Origin of the sequence: Burkholderia latens, from assembly GCF_902499045.1 — a bacterium.
GTDB lineage: Bacteria > Pseudomonadota > Gammaproteobacteria > Burkholderiales > Burkholderiaceae > Burkholderia > Burkholderia latens.
Genome location: NZ_CABVPL010000038.1, coordinates 43,525 through 59,788, shown reverse-complemented (window position 1 = coordinate 59,788; position 16,264 = coordinate 43,525). Strand labels below are relative to the sequence as shown.

General features: G+C 67.5%; 12 protein-coding genes. 4 read left to right on the top strand and 8 right to left on the bottom strand.

From position 1 onward, the window contains the following. Nucleotide 1: 1 nt before the first annotated feature. Together BSE24067_RS22765 and BSE24067_RS22760 are read right to left on the bottom strand one after the other, a co-directional pair. Nucleotides 2-1,360 (bottom strand): peptidylprolyl isomerase, encoded by a 1,359-nt coding sequence (locus BSE24067_RS22765; RefSeq protein ID WP_151066397.1) that lies wholly within the window; start codon nucleotides 1,358-1,360, stop codon nucleotides 2-4. 52 nt (nucleotides 1,361-1,412) lie between these two features. Continuing rightward, nucleotides 1,413-3,773 (bottom strand): LPS-assembly protein LptD, encoded by a 2,361-nt coding sequence (locus tag BSE24067_RS22760; protein ID WP_151066398.1) that lies wholly within the window; start codon nucleotides 3,771-3,773, stop codon nucleotides 1,413-1,415. 223 nt (nucleotides 3,774-3,996) lie between these two features. Between BSE24067_RS22760 and BSE24067_RS22755 the strand changes: the two genes are divergently transcribed. Both BSE24067_RS22755 and murU read left to right on the top strand, forming a co-directional pair. Beyond that, the gene (locus tag BSE24067_RS22755; RefSeq protein WP_151066399.1) at nucleotides 3,997-5,046 is read left to right on the top strand and encodes an aminoglycoside phosphotransferase family protein; all 1,050 of its coding nucleotides are present in this window, start codon (nucleotides 3,997-3,999) and stop codon (nucleotides 5,044-5,046) included. A gap of 31 nt (nucleotides 5,047-5,077) precedes the next feature. After that, complete coding sequence (murU, locus tag BSE24067_RS22750) at nucleotides 5,078-5,797, top strand: N-acetylmuramate alpha-1-phosphate uridylyltransferase MurU (RefSeq protein ID WP_151066400.1); 720 nt, start codon at nucleotides 5,078-5,080, stop codon at nucleotides 5,795-5,797. Nucleotides 5,798-5,876: 79 nt separating this feature from the next. Here the strand turns inward: murU and BSE24067_RS22745 are convergent, their stop codons facing one another. Next, nucleotides 5,877-7,748, bottom strand: coding sequence for an ABCB family ABC transporter ATP-binding protein/permease (locus tag BSE24067_RS22745; RefSeq protein ID WP_151066401.1), 1,872 nt, complete (start codon nucleotides 7,746-7,748; stop codon nucleotides 5,877-5,879). Nucleotides 7,749-7,921: 173 nt separating this feature from the next. Between BSE24067_RS22745 and BSE24067_RS22740 the strand changes: the two genes are divergently transcribed. Beyond that, on the top strand, nucleotides 7,922-8,317 hold the full coding sequence (locus BSE24067_RS22740; protein ID WP_059533053.1) for an acyl-CoA thioesterase: 396 nt from the start codon (nucleotides 7,922-7,924) through the stop codon (nucleotides 8,315-8,317). A 28-nt stretch (nucleotides 8,318-8,345) separates the two neighbouring features. Here the strand turns inward: BSE24067_RS22740 and BSE24067_RS22735 are convergent, their stop codons facing one another. Further along, nucleotides 8,346-8,828: a nitrate reductase associated protein gene (locus tag BSE24067_RS22735; protein WP_151066403.1), complete on the bottom strand. Its 483-nt coding sequence runs from the start codon at nucleotides 8,826-8,828 to the stop codon at nucleotides 8,346-8,348. Between the two features lie 114 nt (nucleotides 8,829-8,942). Between BSE24067_RS22735 and fdhD the strand changes: the two genes are divergently transcribed. Further along, the gene (gene fdhD, locus BSE24067_RS22730) at nucleotides 8,943-9,773 is read left to right on the top strand and encodes a formate dehydrogenase accessory sulfurtransferase FdhD (protein ID WP_151066404.1); all 831 of its coding nucleotides are present in this window, start codon (nucleotides 8,943-8,945) and stop codon (nucleotides 9,771-9,773) included. A 58-nt stretch (nucleotides 9,774-9,831) separates the two neighbouring features. On the opposite strand, the gene BSE24067_RS22725 is transcribed toward fdhD, so the two are convergent. From BSE24067_RS22725 to BSE24067_RS22710, 4 genes are all read right to left on the bottom strand, one after another. Then, the gene (locus BSE24067_RS22725) at nucleotides 9,832-10,599 is read right to left on the bottom strand and encodes an enoyl-CoA hydratase (RefSeq protein ID WP_151066405.1); all 768 of its coding nucleotides are present in this window, start codon (nucleotides 10,597-10,599) and stop codon (nucleotides 9,832-9,834) included. Between the two features lie 80 nt (nucleotides 10,600-10,679). Then, nucleotides 10,680-11,879: an acetyl-CoA C-acyltransferase gene (locus tag BSE24067_RS22720; RefSeq protein WP_151066406.1), complete on the bottom strand. Its 1,200-nt coding sequence runs from the start codon at nucleotides 11,877-11,879 to the stop codon at nucleotides 10,680-10,682. 22 nt (nucleotides 11,880-11,901) lie between these two features. After that, nucleotides 11,902-14,337, bottom strand: coding sequence for a 3-hydroxyacyl-CoA dehydrogenase/enoyl-CoA hydratase family protein (locus tag BSE24067_RS22715; RefSeq protein WP_151066407.1), 2,436 nt, complete (start codon nucleotides 14,335-14,337; stop codon nucleotides 11,902-11,904). Nucleotides 14,338-14,450: 113 nt separating this feature from the next. Beyond that, nucleotides 14,451-16,238 (bottom strand): acyl-CoA dehydrogenase C-terminal domain-containing protein, encoded by a 1,788-nt coding sequence (locus tag BSE24067_RS22710; RefSeq protein WP_151066408.1) that lies wholly within the window; start codon nucleotides 16,236-16,238, stop codon nucleotides 14,451-14,453. Nucleotides 16,239-16,264 lie beyond the last annotated feature (26 nt).

Here is a 16,264-nt window from a genome sequence, read left to right as displayed (position 1 = left end):
CTCAGTTCGCCGGCCCGACGCCGCCGATCTTGTACTGCACGTACGACGAATCGCGCAGCTCGCGCAGCCAGTCGGCATAGGCCTGCTCGGCCTTGCGCTGGCCGATCGCCTGGCGCGCGATATCCATCTGCTGCTGCACCGAGCCTTCCGCCTCGCGGCGCTCGAGCACCTGGATCAGGTGGTAGCCGTATTCGGTACGAATCGGCTGGCTGATCTGGCCGTCCTGCAGGTTGTTCATCGCCCGCTCGAATTCCGGCACGGTCTCGCCCGGGCTGATCCAGCCGAGATCGCCGCCCTGCGACGCCGAACCATCCTGCGAGTAGGTGCGCGCGAACTTCGCGAAATCGCCGCCCGCCTCGACCTGCCGGCGGATGTCCTGCAGCTGCTGGCGCGCCTGCCCTTCCGACTTGCCTTCGCCGACGCGCAGCAGGATGTGGCGCACGTGCGTCTGGACGATCTTCGGTGCAGCGGCGGTCGCGCCCTGGCTCTGGCGGCGGTCGACGAGACGCACGATCTCGAAGCCGTCCGGCACGCGGATCAGCGTCGGATTGACCTGGCCCGGACGCAGCTTCGATGCGGCGTCGACGACCTCAGCCGGCAGCGCGCCCGGCGCCTTGAAGCCGAGGTCGCCGCCCTTCTTCGCGTCGTTCGCTTCCGAATTGTTCTTCGCGAGCTTCTCGAAATCGGCGCCCGACGTCGCCTGCTGCAGCAGCGCTTCGGCCTTCTTCTGCGCGGCTTCGATCTCGGCCTGCGGCGCGTTGGTCGGCGCCTTGATGAAGATGTGCTGGAAGCGCAGGTCCTGCTGCTGCGACGCGTTCGGCCCGCGCTGGCTCGCGATGTAGTTCGCGACCTCGGCGTCCGACACGGTGATCTTGCCGTCGACCTCGCGCTCGCGCAGCTTCGACAGCATCAGCTCGGTGCGCGCATCGCTCGTGAACACGCTCCACGGCACGCCTTGCGCGACGATGCGCGCGCGGTACTGGTCGAGCGTCATCCCGTTCGCCTGCGCGAGCCGCTGCAGCGTGGCCTGCACGGTCGCGTCGTCGATACGGATCCCGTCGTCCTTCGCCTTCTGCACCTGGATGCGTTCGAGCACCATCTGGTTCAGCACCTGCGCGCGCAGCTGGTCGGCCGGCGGCACGGGCGCGTTCTGCTGCTGCAGCCGGCGCGAGATCAGGCCGACGCGCTGGTCGAGTTCGCGGCCGGTGATCACGTCGTTGTTGACGACCGCGACGACTTCGTCGGCGAGCTGCGCGCCTTGCGAACCGAGCGCCTGCGCCGCGGCCGGCGCAGCGGCGAGCAGCGCGGCGGACGCGGCGAGGCTGGACACGACTGCCGCGAAACGAAGGGTTTTCTTCATTGCCACTGATACTCCATTGAAATCGTGCTGACCGGTGCAGACAAGGCCGGCGTTACTCGTAGTTGCTGAAGCGGGACATCGGCGGCGGCGGCGGCGGCAACGGCGTGTAGCCCGGCACCCCGGCGCGGAATGCGGACACGAGCCCGTTGTCGACCGTCGACAAGCCCTTGAGCGTCAGTTGCATCATGAAGCGCGTCGACGAGTTCTGCTGCCCCGACGAGTTGATGCCGTTCGCGAACCGCTGCACCCCGACCCCGAGCGCCCAGCAATCCGCGTCGTATTGTAAGCCGAGCAGGCCGTCGACGACCCGGTCGCCGGCCAGGTCGTAGTTGAAGCGGCCGATCGCATACAGGCGGCGCGTGAGCGGCCACTGCGCGGACACCAGGAACTGGTTGATCGGCTGGTTGTCGAGCGTCGTGTTCGCACGCGTATAGCGGTAGCCGACGTTGATCACGCGGCGCTCGCCCGGGCTGAACCCGAAACCGATGCTCGACTTCACGAGCTGGTTGTTGTTCTGGTTGTACTGGAATGCCGTCTCCGACATGAAGCCGGAGCCGAGTTTCAACGCGGCGCCGACGATCAGGTCGGAGTGGCGTGCCTGCACCGCGCTCTGGCCGGAGTTCAGCGTCACGCGTTGATCGGCGAAGTAGTACTGCTGCGCGACCACGAAGCGCGCGCGCTCGTCGCCGGTGCGCGGATCGATGAAGCGCGACGTCAGGCCGGCCGTGATCCGGTTCGCGTCCGCGATCCGGTCGTTGCCGACGAACGTGTTCGGCTGGTAGATCTCCGCGAGGCCGAAGTCCGATTCCGCGGTGTCGAACAGCGGTGCGTTCGACTGGTCGCGATATGGCGTGTACACGTAGTACAGGCGCGGCTCGAGGGTCTGGATGAAGTCCTGGCCGAACAGGCGCACCGAGCGGTCGAAGATCAGGCCCGAGTCGAAGCTCACGGTCGGAATCGACTCGGTGAAGCGCTTCGGGCTGTTCGGCGTGGCCGACGACAGGTAGTTCAGGTCGTACGACGCGAAGTGGTACTGGACCTTTGGCACGGCGAAGTAGCCGGGGCCGTACACGCCATATGCGATGTACGGGTTGAAGACGATCCGGTCGCCTTCGGTCGCATCGGCCGTGGTGATGCGGAACCGCGAATAGTCGGCTTCCGCGCCGAAGTCGAAGCCGCCGACGTTGTACTTCGTGTACTTCACGTTCAACTGCGGCTCGCGGCTGTACGGCGCGATCGACGGCGGCAGCGTCTGCCAGTGCTGGTAGCGCGCGAGCACCGACCACGGGCCGTTGTTGTACGTGAGGCCGGCTTCCTGCTGGTACAGCGTCTGCGTCCCGTTGACGAACTGGTTCGTCGAACCAAGGTCTTCCGGGTACGTGTTGTCCGAGACCTTGTTGTAGTAGACGTAGCCGCCGAAACCGCCGCCGAAGTTCTGCTGGTGCTGCCAGTAGATCGCGTAGCGGTCGCGGTGCGCGAGCCGGTCGTCCGGCAGGTAATTGGCCGTAAACGTGCCGGAATACGACGGCGACAGGTAGCGGAACGTCGCTTCCGTCTGCACGCCGCGCCGCGAGATGATGCGCGGCGTGATCGTCAGGTCGCGGTTCGGCGCGATGTTGAAGTAGTACGGCAGCGACAGCTCGAACCCGTTGTTCGAGTTCATCGAGAACGTCGGCGGCAGCAGGCCGCTGCGGCGCTCGCCCGACAGCGGGAACGTCAGCCACGGGCTCGCGAAGATCGGCACGCCCTGGAAGAACAGCACGCCGTTGCGCGCGGTGCCTTCGTCGGCGCCCGTATCGAAGTCGAAGCGGCTGCCCTTGATGTACCACGCCGGATTCGTCGCGCACTGGCACGCGGTGTAGGTGCCGTTGACGAACACCGAGCGCTCGCTGTCGAGCAGGTCGACGCGCTCCGCGCTGCCGGAACCGCCCGTCACGTTGAAGTGATACTTCGGCGCCGTCATGAAGCCCTGGTTCGCCTCGATCTTCAGATGCGCCTCGGGGCCCGCGAACGACGTGCCGCCGTTGACCACCTTGACCTGGCCGTACGCGTCGGCCATGTCGGTATCCTGATCGTAGTGGATCGCGTCGGCCTTCACGACCGCGTCGCCGCGGCGCAGCTCGGCCGAGCCCTTCGCGGCCAGATCCTGCTCGGCCGTGCCGCTCGTGTGGTCGGCAATCACGAAGGCGGCAGGCTTCGCGCCGTCGTTCAGCGGATGATCCTCGAGCTGCGGCGCGAGGCGCAGGTCCCACGGCGAGTCGAGCGGCTGCGGCTGCGCGGCCGCGCCCGACAGCTGCGCGTACGACACGGCCGGCACGAGGCCGGGCACGGCCAGGAGCGCGAGCGCGAGCCGCCGTTTGCGCGGCGCCCCGTCACCGGGGAAGACATTCGGGAATAGCGGTTTGGGCGGCATCTATCGTTTGGCGAATCGCCCCTTGTCAACCGCACCTGCACGGTACATCCGCGCACGGCGGGCCGCACCGTCGAACCGCGACTGCGGCTCTTCGCAAACCGGGGAGGCGATCGGGCGGGCCGCGCGGCAGGCCACGGGCCTGCACGGCGGAAGCTGACGCGGGGCGCGTCAAAAAAGTCGTGGGGTATTATATGGCAAGACGTTCCCCCCTCCGCCGAGTTTCATGACGCCCCCATCCGCCGCATCCCAGCCCGACGCCCGCCTCGAAGCGCTCACCGCGTGGCTGCGCCCGCTCGCCGAGCGCCACGCCCTCGACCTGTCGACCCTCGCGCCCGCATCGTCGGACGCCAGTTTCCGCCGCTATTTCCGCGTCGCGTCGGCCACGAGCCCCGGCGGCTCGCTGATCGCGGTCGATGCGCCGCCGCCCGAGAAGTGCCGCGAGTTCGTGCAGGTCGCGCAGCTGCTCGCCGCGGCCGGCGACCACGTGCCGGACGTGCTGGCCCACGATTTCGACGCGGGCTTCATGCTCGTGACCGACCTCGGCCGCACGTCGTACATCTCGGTGCTCGATCCGGCCGATCCGGTCGCCGCCCGCCCGCTGATGCGCGACGCGCTCGACGCGCTGATCCGCTTCCAGCTCGCGTCGAAGCCCGACGTGCTGCCGCCGTTCGACGAGGCGTTCCTGCGCCGCGAAATGGAGCTGCTGCCCGAATGGTTCATCGGCCGGCACCTCGGCAAGCCCGTCACCGATGCGATGCGCGGCACGCTCGACCGCACGTTCGCGCTGCTGGTCGCGAGCGCGCACGCTCAGCCGCAGGGCTTCATGCTGCGCGATTTCATGCCGCGCAACCTGATGGTGTGCGAGCCGAACCCCGGCGTGCTCGACTTCCAGGACGCCGTGTACGGGCCGCTGACGTACGACGTCGTGTCGCTGCTGCGCGACGCGTTCATCAGCTGGGACGAGGAGTTCGAGCTCGACTGCTTCGCGTACTACTGGGAAAAGGCGAAGAAGGCCGGCCTGCCGGTCGAACCGGATTTCGGCGAGTTCTACCGCCAGCTCGAATGGATGGGGCTGCAGCGCCACATCAAGATCCTCGGCCTGTTCGCGCGCATCAACTACCGAGACGGCAAGCCCCACTACCTCGCCGACCTGCCGCGCTTCCTCGCCTATGCGCGCAAGGTCGCGCTGCGCTACCGCCCGCTCGTGCCGTTCGCGAAGCTGCTCGACGAGCTCGACGGCAAGGGCGCGCCCGACGTCGGCTATACGTTCTGACCGCCTTCACCGTCTTCACCTTCAGCCGAACATGAGCACTACCCTGACCACGGCGATGATCTTCGCCGCCGGCCGCGGCGAACGGATGCGCCCGCTGACCGACACCCGCCCGAAGCCGCTGCTCGAAGCCGGCGGCAAGCCATTGATCGTCTGGCAGATCGAGGCGCTCGCGCGCGCGGGCATCGGGACGATCGTGATCAACCACGCGTGGCTCGGCGAGCAGCTCGAGGCGACGCTCGGCGACGGCGCGCGCTGGGGCGTGCGGCTCGCGTATTCGGCCGAAGGCGAAGCGCTGGAAACCGCGGGCGGCATCGCGAAGGCGCTGCCGCTAATCGAGCGCGACGGGCAGCCGACGGTGTTCGCCGCGGTGGCCGGCGACGTGTACTGCGGATTCGACTACCGGACGCTCGCCGCGCGCGCCGCGCAGATGGCCGCGCTCGACGCACCCGCGATGCATCTGGTGATGGTGCCGAACCCGCCGTTCCATCCGGCCGGCGATTTCGTGCTGCGCGACGACGGCCGGCTCGCGCTCGCCGGCGCGCCGCGCGTCACGTTCGGCAGCATCGGCGTATACGACACGCGGATGTTCCGCGACATCGAGCCCGGCACGCACCGCGCGCTGTCGCCGTACTTCAAGGCGGCGATCGAAGCCGGCCGCGCGACCGGCGAATTGTATGAAGGCATCTGGGAGAACGTCGGCACGCCCGCGCAGCTCGGCGAGCTCGACGCGCGGCTGCGCGCCGCGGGCTGACCAGAGGCGACCGGCGGCGGCACACGGATCGTGCCGCCGTCGCGCTGCGCGCCCTCGGCATGCAGCACGCCGCCGGCCGTTACGCGGCCTCGGCGGCTTCCCCGCCCGCGGCCGCACGCTGCTGCTGCAGCGCCCACATCTGCGCATACAGCCCGTCCGCACGCACGAGTTCGTCGTGCGTGCCGCGCTCTACGATCCGCCCGTGATCCATCACGAGAATCTGCTGCGCGTGCACGACCGTCGACAGCCGGTGCGCGATCACGAGCGTCGTGCGATGCCGCGCGATCTGGTCCAGCTCGTGCTGGATCGCGCGCTCGGAACGCGAATCAAGCGCCGACGTCGCCTCGTCGAACAGCAATATCGGCGGATCCTTCAACAGCGTGCGTGCGATCGCGACGCGCTGCTTCTCGCCGCCCGACAGCTTCAGCCCGCGCTCGCCGACGGGCGTGTCATAGCCTTTCGGCAGGCTCTCGATGAAATCGTGGATGTGGGCCGCGCGCGCGGCCGCGATCACTTCGTCGCGGCTCGCGCTCGGCCGGCCGTACGCGATGTTGTAGTAGATCGAATCGTTGAACAGCACGGTGTCCTGCGGCACGATCCCGATCGACGCGCGCAGCGAGTCCTGCGTGACGTCGCGAATGTCCTGGCCGTCGATCCGGATCGCGCCGCCCGTCTGCCGGTCGAGGTCGTAGAAGCGGAACAGCAGCCGCGACAGCGTCGACTTGCCCGAACCGCTGTGACCCACCACCGCGGTCGTCGTGCCGGCCTCGATCGTAAACGTCACGTCGTGCAGGATCGGCCGCGACGCGTCGTACGAGAAGTTCACGTGCTCGAAGCGCACTTGCGCGCCCGTCACCGCGAGCGGCCGCGCGCCGGGGAGGTCAGCGACTTCCTTCGCGGCCGACAGCAGCCCGAACATCCGGTCCATGTCGGTCAGGCTCTGCTTCAGCTCGCGATACACGACGCCGAGGAAATTCAGCGGAATGTAAAGCTGCAGCATGAACGTGTTGATGAGCACGAGATCGCCGAGCGTGAGCTTGCCGGCCAGCACGCCCTGCGTCGCGCGCCACAGAATGAACACGAGCCCGGTGCCGATGATCGCCTGCTGGCCGAAATTCAGCACCGACAGAGAGTTCTGCGACCGGATCGCGGCCTTGCGGTAGCGCTTCAGATTCTCGTCGTAGCGCTGCGCTTCCCACTCCTCGTTGCCGAAGTACTTCACCGTCTCGTAATTGATCAGTGAATCGATCGCCCGCGAATTCGCGCGCGAATCCAGCTCGTTCATCGTGCGGCGAAAGTGCGTGCGCCAGTTGGTGACCTTCACGGTGAACACGATGTACGTGACGAGCGCCGCGAACGTCACGTACGCGTAGTACGCGTCGTACTTGACGACGAAGAAGCCCAGCACGAGCCCGACTTCGACGAGCGTCGGCAGGATGCTGTACAGCGAATAGGAGATCAGTTGCTGGATGCCGCGGGTGCCGCGCTCGATGTCGCGCGACATGCCGCCCGTCTGCCGCTCGAGATGGAACCGCAGCGACAGCCCGTGCAGATGCCGGAACACCTGCAGCGCGAGCTGGCGCACCGCGCTCTCGGTGACCTTCGAGAACAGGATCTCGCGCAACTCGGTGAACAGCGACGTCGACAGCCGCACGAGCGCATACGCGACGACCAGCAGCCCGACGCCGCCCGCGAGCACGATCCCGGCCGACTGCTCGGCGCGGCCGAGCGCGGTGAGCTGCTGCACGGCGGACAGGTGATCGACGATGCGCTTCATCACGACCGGCACGCCGAGGTTCGCGACCTTCGCACCGATCAGGCAGCCGAGCGCGAGCGCGACGCGCCATTTGTAGGTGGCGAGGTACGGCAGCAGCGACCGGATGGTCTGCCAGTCGTTGCGAGGCCCGGTCGGAGCCGGCGCGGGCTCGCCGGAAGCGGAATATCGGCGCATGGGGGAAGGATCGGCGGCGGTGCGAAGCGCGTGCTGCGGCGCTCGACTCGCGTGCTTTCTCGTACAATTCGCGAACGTTGTATTGTCGCAGAAGCCGCTACGCGCCGCTGCCGGCGGCCTCGCCGGCCGGGCTGCGCGCGGAGGCGCATTTATTACAGGATGAAAGCCCCGCCATGACCGATTCGACCCTCGAACTCCCGCAGAAGCAGCCCGCGCTGCGCGTCGTCCCGCAACCGCACGACGCGAACGTCCACGGCGACGTGTTCGGCGGCTGGATCATGTCGCAGGTCGACATCGCCGGCTCGATCCCCGCGAGCCAGCGCGCGAACGGCCGCGTCGCGACGGTCGCGGTCAATTCGTTCGTATTCAAGCAGCCGGTATTCGTCGGCGACCTGCTCAGCTTCTACGCGACCATCACGCGCACCGGCAACACGTCGATCACGGTCGACGTCGAGGTATACGCGCAGCGCATGCGCCTGATGGGCGAAGTCGTGAAAGTGACCGAAGCGACGCTCACCTACGTCGCGACCGGCCCCGACCGCAAGCCGCGCCAGCTGCCGCCGCTGTAACCGCGCGCGGCGGCGCTCCCAGGGCTCGTCAGTGCGTGGCCGTCAGCCCGAACTCGCGCATCGCCGGCACGAAGTCGTGATTGAGCGCCGGCTTGCGCGACAGCTTCGTCAGCACGTAGCGCTGGAACGGCGCGAGGCGCTGCCACTGCGCGAGCGTCGGCGCCGGCAGCCCGGCCAGCGCGCTCTGCTGCACGAGCGCGTCCGGCACCGTGTCGGTCGCCCGCCAGCTCGGCTGCTCGTCCGGCTGGAACCACGCCGGTTCGACGTCGGCATGCGTGCGCAGCATTTCGAACAGCGCATGATCGAAATTGGGCTCGATCGCGGTGTCGTCGTCGGCCGGAAAGCGCGCGAGCAGCTTGCGATCCTCGAGCGGCAGCAACTGCCACTGCTCGAGGGAAATCCGCAGGCCGAAGCGGTCGAGATTGAAGCGCACGATCATCGGGATGTACGTCAGGTTTTCCGACGAATCGTGTTCGAAATTGAATAGCAGCGGAGCGTCGCTGAGTCCCATGGTCGTTACCCGAGTGGCGGATGCCGGCGCGGCCGGCCTGCCTGGGTTATTTTAGAACCTCTGCGCGCAAGCGGCGCACGCGATCGCCGCCGCTGCTGCGTCGAATCAACGGGAGTGCTCGTGAATCCGACCGAAACAGAAGAGCCGCGCGGCGCGATCGAGCTGTCCGTGCGGCGCACGCGCGGCGGCGCCGTCGAAACCGCGCACGATTACGTCGGCCAGGAGTGGCCGGTCGCGCTGGTCTTCAACGGCATCTCGCATGCGGTGATGATGTGCACGCCGCGCGATCTCGAAGCATTCGCGGTCGGCTTCGCGATCTCGGAAGGGATCGTCGAGCGCGGCAGCGACATCAAGGACATCGACGTGGTCCTGCACGCCGACGCGCCGCTGCCGCACGCGGAGGTGCATCTCGAAGTCGTCCAGCAGGCGTTCGCCGCGCTGAAGGACCGGCGCCGCGCGCTCGCGGGGCGCACCGGCTGCGGCGTGTGCGGGATCGAAAGCATCGATCTGCTCGATCTCGCGCCCGAGCGCGTGCCCGACACCGGCTTCCTCGCGCGCCTCGCGCCCGACGCGCTCGCGCGCGCCGCTCATGCGCTGCCGGCGCACCAGGCGCTCACGCAACTCACCGGCGGCCTGCACGCGGCCGCGTGGTGCGATGCAACAGGCGCGATCCGGATGGCGTTCGAGGACGTCGGCCGCCACAACGCACTCGACAAGCTGATCGGCTCGCTCGTGCTGTCGCGCGCGGACGCGACCGACGGCTTCGTGTTCCTGTCGAGCCGCGCGAGCTACGAGCTCGTGCGCAAGTCGGCGCGGGTCGGCATTCCGATGGTCGCGACCATTTCCGCGCCGTCGTCGCTCGCGATCGCGATCGCGAAGACGGCCGGCCTGCGGCTCGTCAGCTTCTGCCGCGAGACCGGCCACGTGGATTACGGCACGGCCTGATACCGTCCGTGCCGGCGCGCCGGCGTGTAAGCTTTGACCGCCGGCGCGCCGCGCTGCGTCAGTCGAACTGACGGAAATCCGGCTTGCGCTTCTCGAAGAACGCGGTCATCGCCTCGCGCGCCTCGGGTGCGCGCAACATCGCGGAGAAGTGCGCGGCTTCGTCGGCCATCCGCTCGGCAACCGCCACGCCGCCCGTCTCCTTCAGCAGCGCCTTCGTCACACGCAGCGACGACGCCGGCAGCGCCGCGAGCTTCGCGGCCTGCTTCGCCGCGAACGCGTCGAGCTCGGCTGCCGGCAGCACGCGATTGACGATGCCGATCCGGTGGGCTTCCAGCGCGTCGAACGCTTCGCCGAGCAGCAGCTTTTCGGCAGCGATCTGATGGCCGGCCAGACGCGGCAGCAGCACGCTCGACGCGGCCTCCGGGCACAGCCCGAGCTGCGCGAACGGCAGCGAGAACGTCGCGGTGTCGGCCGCGTACACGAGGTCGCAATGCAGCAGCATCGTCACGCCGACGCCGACCGCGATGCCCGGCACCGCGGCGACGATCGGCTTGCTCGCGGTGCTGATTCGCGCGAGGAACTGGAACACCGGCGCGTTCTCGTCGTTCGGCGGCGCCTTCAGGAAATCCTCGAGATCGTTCCCCGCGCTGAAATTGCCGTCGCCGCCGCGCAGCAGGATCACGCGCGTCGCCTTGTCTTCCTGCGCGTCGGCGAGCGCATCGGCCATCGTCTGGTACATCGCCGCCGTCAGCGCGTTCTTCTTCGCCGGGCGCGCGATCGTGATCGTCATCACGCCATTGGCGCGTTCCACTTGAATGTCGGACACCACCGTCTCCTTGTCTTGCCCCTACCGGAATGAAAAACGGTGCGCGAGCTCGCGGCCCGCGCACCGTCGTCGCGTCCCGCTTACAGGCGTTCGATGATGCCCGCGGCGCCCATGCCGGTGCCGACGCACATCGTGACCATCCCGTACTTCAGGTTGCGGCGGCGCAGCCCGTGCACGACGGTCGCCGCGCGGATCGCGCCGGTCGCGCCGAGCGGGTGGCCGAGCGCGATCGCGCCGCCGACCGGGTTGACCTTCGCCGGGTCGAGGCCGAGATCGCGGATCACCGCCAGCGACTGGGCAGCGAACGCCTCGTTCAGCTCGATCCAGTCGAGATCGTCCTGCTTCAGGCCCGCGGCCTTCAGCGCGGCCGGAATCGCTTCCTTCGGACCGATGCCCATGATTTCCGGCGGCACGCCGCGCACTGCGAAGCTCACGAAGCGCGCGAGCGGCGTCAGGTTGAATTCCTTGAGCACCTTCTCCGACACGACGAGCAGCGCGCCCGCACCGTCCGACGTCTGCGAACTGTTGCCGGCCGTGACCGAGCCCTTGTTCGCGAACACCGTGCGCAGCTTCGCGAGGCCTTCGAGCGACGTATCCGCGCGCGGACCTTCGTCGAGCTTGATCTCGCGCGTCTTCACGTCGATCTCACCGGTCGCGAGGTTCGGGAAGCGCTCGGTGATCGTGTACGCGGCGATCTCGTCGCCGAACTCGCCGGCCTGCTGCGCGGCGAGCGCCTTGCGGTGCGATTCGACCGAGAACGCGTCCTGGTCCTCGCGGCTCACCTTCCACTGCTCGGCGACGCGCTCGGCCGTCAGGCCCATCCCGTACGCGATGCCGAAGTCTTCGCTGCGATCGAAGATGTGCGGCGACATCGACGGCTTGTTGCCCATCATCGGCACCATGCTCATCGATTCGCAGCCGCCCGCGAGCAGCGCGTCCGATTCGCCGACGCGGATGCGGTCGGCCGCCATCGCGAGCGCGGTGATGCCCGACGCGCAGAAGCGGTTGACCGTCACGCCGCCGACCGTCTGCGGCAGGCCCGCGAGCAGCGCGCCCATGCGCGCGACGTTCAGCCCTTGCTCGGCTTCCGGAATCGCGCAGCCGATGATCGCGTCCTCGATCACCTTCGTGTCGAGGCCGGGCACCTGCGCGACCGCCGACTTGATCGCGTGAACCAGCAGCTCGTCCGGGCGCGTGTTCTTGAAGACACCGCGCGGGGCCTTGCCGATCGGGGTGCGGCTGGCGGCGACGATGTATGCGTCTTGCAATTGTTTGCTCATTTGAAGCTCCTTATGCGCTCGCTCAGTTACGCACCGGCTTGCCGGTCTGCAACATGCCCATGATCCGTTCCTGCGTCTTCTGCGTGCCGAGCAGCTCGACGAACGCGCGGCGCTCGAGCGCGAGCAGCCATTCTTCGTCGACGAGGCTGCCGGCTTCGACGTCGCCGCCGCACACGGCTTCGGCGATGCGGCTCGCGATCAGGAAGTCGTGATCGCTGATGAAGCGGCCGTCACGCATGTTGACGAGCTGCGCCTTGATCGTCGCGATCGCCGAGCGGCCTGCGACCGGCACGTCCTTCGCGCGCAGCGGTGCGCGGTAGCCGGTGTCGGCCAGCGCGCGCGCTTCCTTCTTCGCGGTGTCGAGCAGTTCGAACACGTTGAAGACGATCGTGTCGGACGGCTTCAGGTAGCCCATCGCGCGCGCATCGTGCGCGGACGACGAGACCTTCGCCATCGCCGCGTTCTCGAACGACTTCGTGACGAACTTCAGTATGTCGGTGGTCGCGTTCGCAGCCGTGGCCGCTTCCGCCGCGCGCAACGCCGCCTCCTTCAGGCCGCCGCCCGCCGGCACGAGGCCGACGCCCACTTCGACGAGACCGATGTAGCTCTCGACGTGCACGACGCGCTTCGCGCTGTGCAGCATCAGCTCGCAGCCGCCGCCGAGCGCGATGCCCGACACGGCCGCCACCACCGGCACGTTCGCGTACTTCACGCGCAGCATGCCTTCCTGGAACTTCTTCACGAACGGCTCGATGCCTTTCGCGCCGCCCATCATGAACGCGGGCATCGCCTCCTCGAGGTTCGCGCCGGCCGAGAACGGGCCGCCCGGCGTGCCGAGCTTCAGCGACGTCGGCTGCCAGATCACCACGCCCTTGTAGTCCTTCTCCGCGAGTTCGATCGCCTGCACGAGGCCGTCGATCACGCTCGGGCCGATCGTGTTCATCTTCGACTTGAACGACACGATCACGACGTCGTCTTCACCGGCACGATCGTCGACCCATGCGCGCACCGCGTCGGTTTCGAACAGCGTCTTGCCATACGTCTTCGGATCGGCGCCGGCTTCGCCGATGAGCGGCGCGCGGAACACCTGCTTGCCGTACACGGCCAGGTCCGAACGCGGCACGAAGCGCTTCGACGCCGGCGCCCACGAGCCTTCGGCCGTGTGCACGCCGCCCTTCTCGGCGACCGGGCCTTCGAGCACCCACGACGGCAGCGGCACGTTCGCGAGCGCCTTGCCGGCCGCGATGTCTTCCTGCACCCACTCGGCGACCTGCTTCCAGCCGGCGGCCTGCCAGCCTTCGAACGGGCCCTCGTTCCAGCCGAAGCCCCAGCGGATCGCGAGGTCGACATCGCGCGCGTTGTCGGCGATCGATTCGAGATGCACGCCGATGTAGTGGAACACGTCGCGGAAGATCGACCACAGGAACTGCGCATGCGGATGGTTCGTCTCGCGCAGCAGCTTCAGGCGCTCCGCCGGCGGACGCTTCAGGATGCGGCCGACGGTTTCGTCCGCCTTCGCGCCCGAGTCGACATAGGCGCCCGTCTTCGCGTCGAGCACCTTGATCGCCTTGCCTTCCTTCTTGTAGAAGCCACCGCCCGTCTTCTGGCCGAGCGCGCCCTGCTTCACCAGTTCGGCGAGCACGGCAGGCGTCTGATAGACCGGGAAGAACGGATCGTCGGCGAGGTTGTCCTGCATCGTCTTGATCACGTGCGCCATCGTGTCGAGGCCGACCACGTCAGCGGTGCGGAACGTCGCCGACTTCGCGCGGCCGAGGCGGCTGCCCGTCAGGTCGTCGACTTCATCGAAGCGCAGGCCGAATTTCGCGGCCTCGGTGATCACCGCGAGGATCGAGAAGATGCCGACGCGGTTCGCGATGAAGTTCGGCGTGTCCTTCGCACGCACGACGCCCTTGCCGACGACGCTCGTCAGGAAGGTTTCGAGCTGGTCGAGGATCTCGGCACGCGTATGCGCGGTCGGGATCAGCTCGACGAGGTGCATGTAGCGCGGCGGGTTGAAGAAGTGCACGCCGCAGAAGCGCGCCTTCAGCTCGTCCGAGAAACCTTCGGACAGCTTCGTGATCGACAGGCCCGACGTGTTGGTCGCGAAGATCGCATTCGGTGCGATGTGCGGCGCGACCTTCTTGTACAGATCGTGCTTCCAGTCCATCCGCTCGGCGATCGCCTCGATCACGACGTCGCATTCGGCGAGCTTCGCGATGTCGTCTTCGTAGTTCGCCGCTTCGAGGTATTTCGCGTCGTCCTTCACGCCGAACGGCGCGGGCGACAGTTTCTTCAGGTTCTCGATCGCCTTCAGCGCGATCGCGTTTTTCGGGCCTTCCTTGGCCGGCAGGTCGAACAGCAGCACCGGCACGCGTGCGTTGACGAGGTGCGCGGCGATCTGCGCGCCCATCACGCCGGCGCCCAGCACGGCGACCTTGCGAATCAGGAAATTGCTCACGGGATGTCTCCGGATAGTGTCGTGCAGCGCGGCATGTGAGGGCTGCACGGCGAAGTGAGTACCAGGAACCGTTGCGTTCGGGCGGTGCGCGGCGCGCACCGCCCGGACTTGCATCAGAACAGCGATTCGTCGACTTCCATCAGCGTCTTCGACCCGGCGCGCGCGGCGCGGATCGTCGCGGCCGTTTCGGGCAGCAGGCGCGCGAAGTAGAAGCGGGCCGTCGCGAGCTTCGACTTGTAAAACGGGTCGCCCGACGCTTCCTTGTCGAGCGCGATGCGCGCCATCCGCGCCCAGAAGTACGAGAACACCAGGTGGCCGACGGTGCGCAGGTACGGCACGGCGGCCGCGCCGACTTCGTCCGGGTTCTGCATCGCCTTCATGCCGATTTCCATCGTCAGCTTCTGCACCTTTTCACCGATGTCGGCGAGCGGGTTGATGAACTCGGCCATCTCCGGCTTCACGCCTTCGGCTTCCGCGAATTCGGTGACGAGCTTGCCGAACTTCTTCAGCTTCGCGCCCATGTCGCCGAGCACCTTGCGGCCGAGCAGGTCCAGCGACTGGATCGAGTTCGTGCCCTCGTAGATCATGTTGATCCGCGCGTCGCGCACGTACTGCTCCATGCCCCACTCGGAGATGAAGCCATGGCCGCCGTAGATCTGCATCGCGTGGTTGGTCGACTCGAACGCGTTGTCGGTCAGGAATGCCTTGATGATCGGCGTGAGCAGCGCGACGAGGTCGGCCGCCTCCTTGCGCACGGCTTCGTCCGCGTGCGACAGCTCCTTGTCGATCTGCAGCGCGGACCAGTACGTGAACGCGCGCGCGCCTTCCGCATAGGCCTTCTGCGTGAGCAGCATGCGGCGCACGTCCGGGTGCACGATGATCGGATCGGCCGGCTTGTCCGGCGCCTTCGGGCCCGTCAGCGAACGCATCTGCAGGCGTTCCTTCGCGTACGCCAGCGAGTTCTGGTACGCGACTTCCGTGAGGCCGAGGCCCTGCATGCCGACGCCCAGACGCGCGGCGTTCATCATCACGAACATCGCGTTCAAGCCCTTGTTCGGCTCGCCGACCATCCAGCCCTTCGCGTTGTCGAGGTTCATCACGCACGTCGAGTTGCCGTGGATGCCCATCTTGTGTTCGATCGAGCCGCACTTGATGCCATTGCGCTCGCCCGGCTCGCCCGCTGCGTCCGGAATGAACTTCGGCACGATGAACAGCGAGATCCCCTTCGTGCCTTGCGGCGCGTCCGGCAGACGCGCGAGCACGAGGTGGATGATGTTCTTCGACATGTCGTGCTCGCCGCTCGAGATGAAAATCTTCGTGCCGCTGATCGAGTACGAGCCGTCGCCGTTCGGTTCGGCCTTGGTGCGCAGGATGCCGAGGTCGGTGCCGCAGTGCGGCTCGGTCAGACACATCGTGCCCGTCCATTCGCCCGACACGAGCTTCGGCAGGTACTGCTTCTGCAGTTCCGGCGCGCCGTGCGCGTGCAGGCATTCGTACGCGCCGTGCGACAGGCCCGGATACATGGTCCATGCCTGGTTCGCCGAGTTCAGCATTTCATAGAGGGCGTTGTTCACGAACGCCGGCAGCCCCTGGCCGCCGTACTCCGGATCGCAGCCGAGCGCCGGCCAGCCGGCCTCGACGTACTGCTGGTACGCTTCCTTGAAGCCGGTCGGGGTCTTCACGACGCCGTCGCCTTCATACGTGCAGCCTTCGCGGTCGCCGACCTGGTTCAGCGGGAACAGCACCTCGGAGCAGAACTTGCCCGCTTCCTCGAGGACCTGGTTGATCGTGTCGGCGTCGAGGTCCGCATGCTTGGGCATTTGCTTGACTTCGGCTTCGACGTTCAGAAGCTCGTGCAACACGAATTGCATGTCGCGCAGCGGCGCGGCGTACTGTCCCATGACTCTCTCCAAAGGTGGGCAAACGG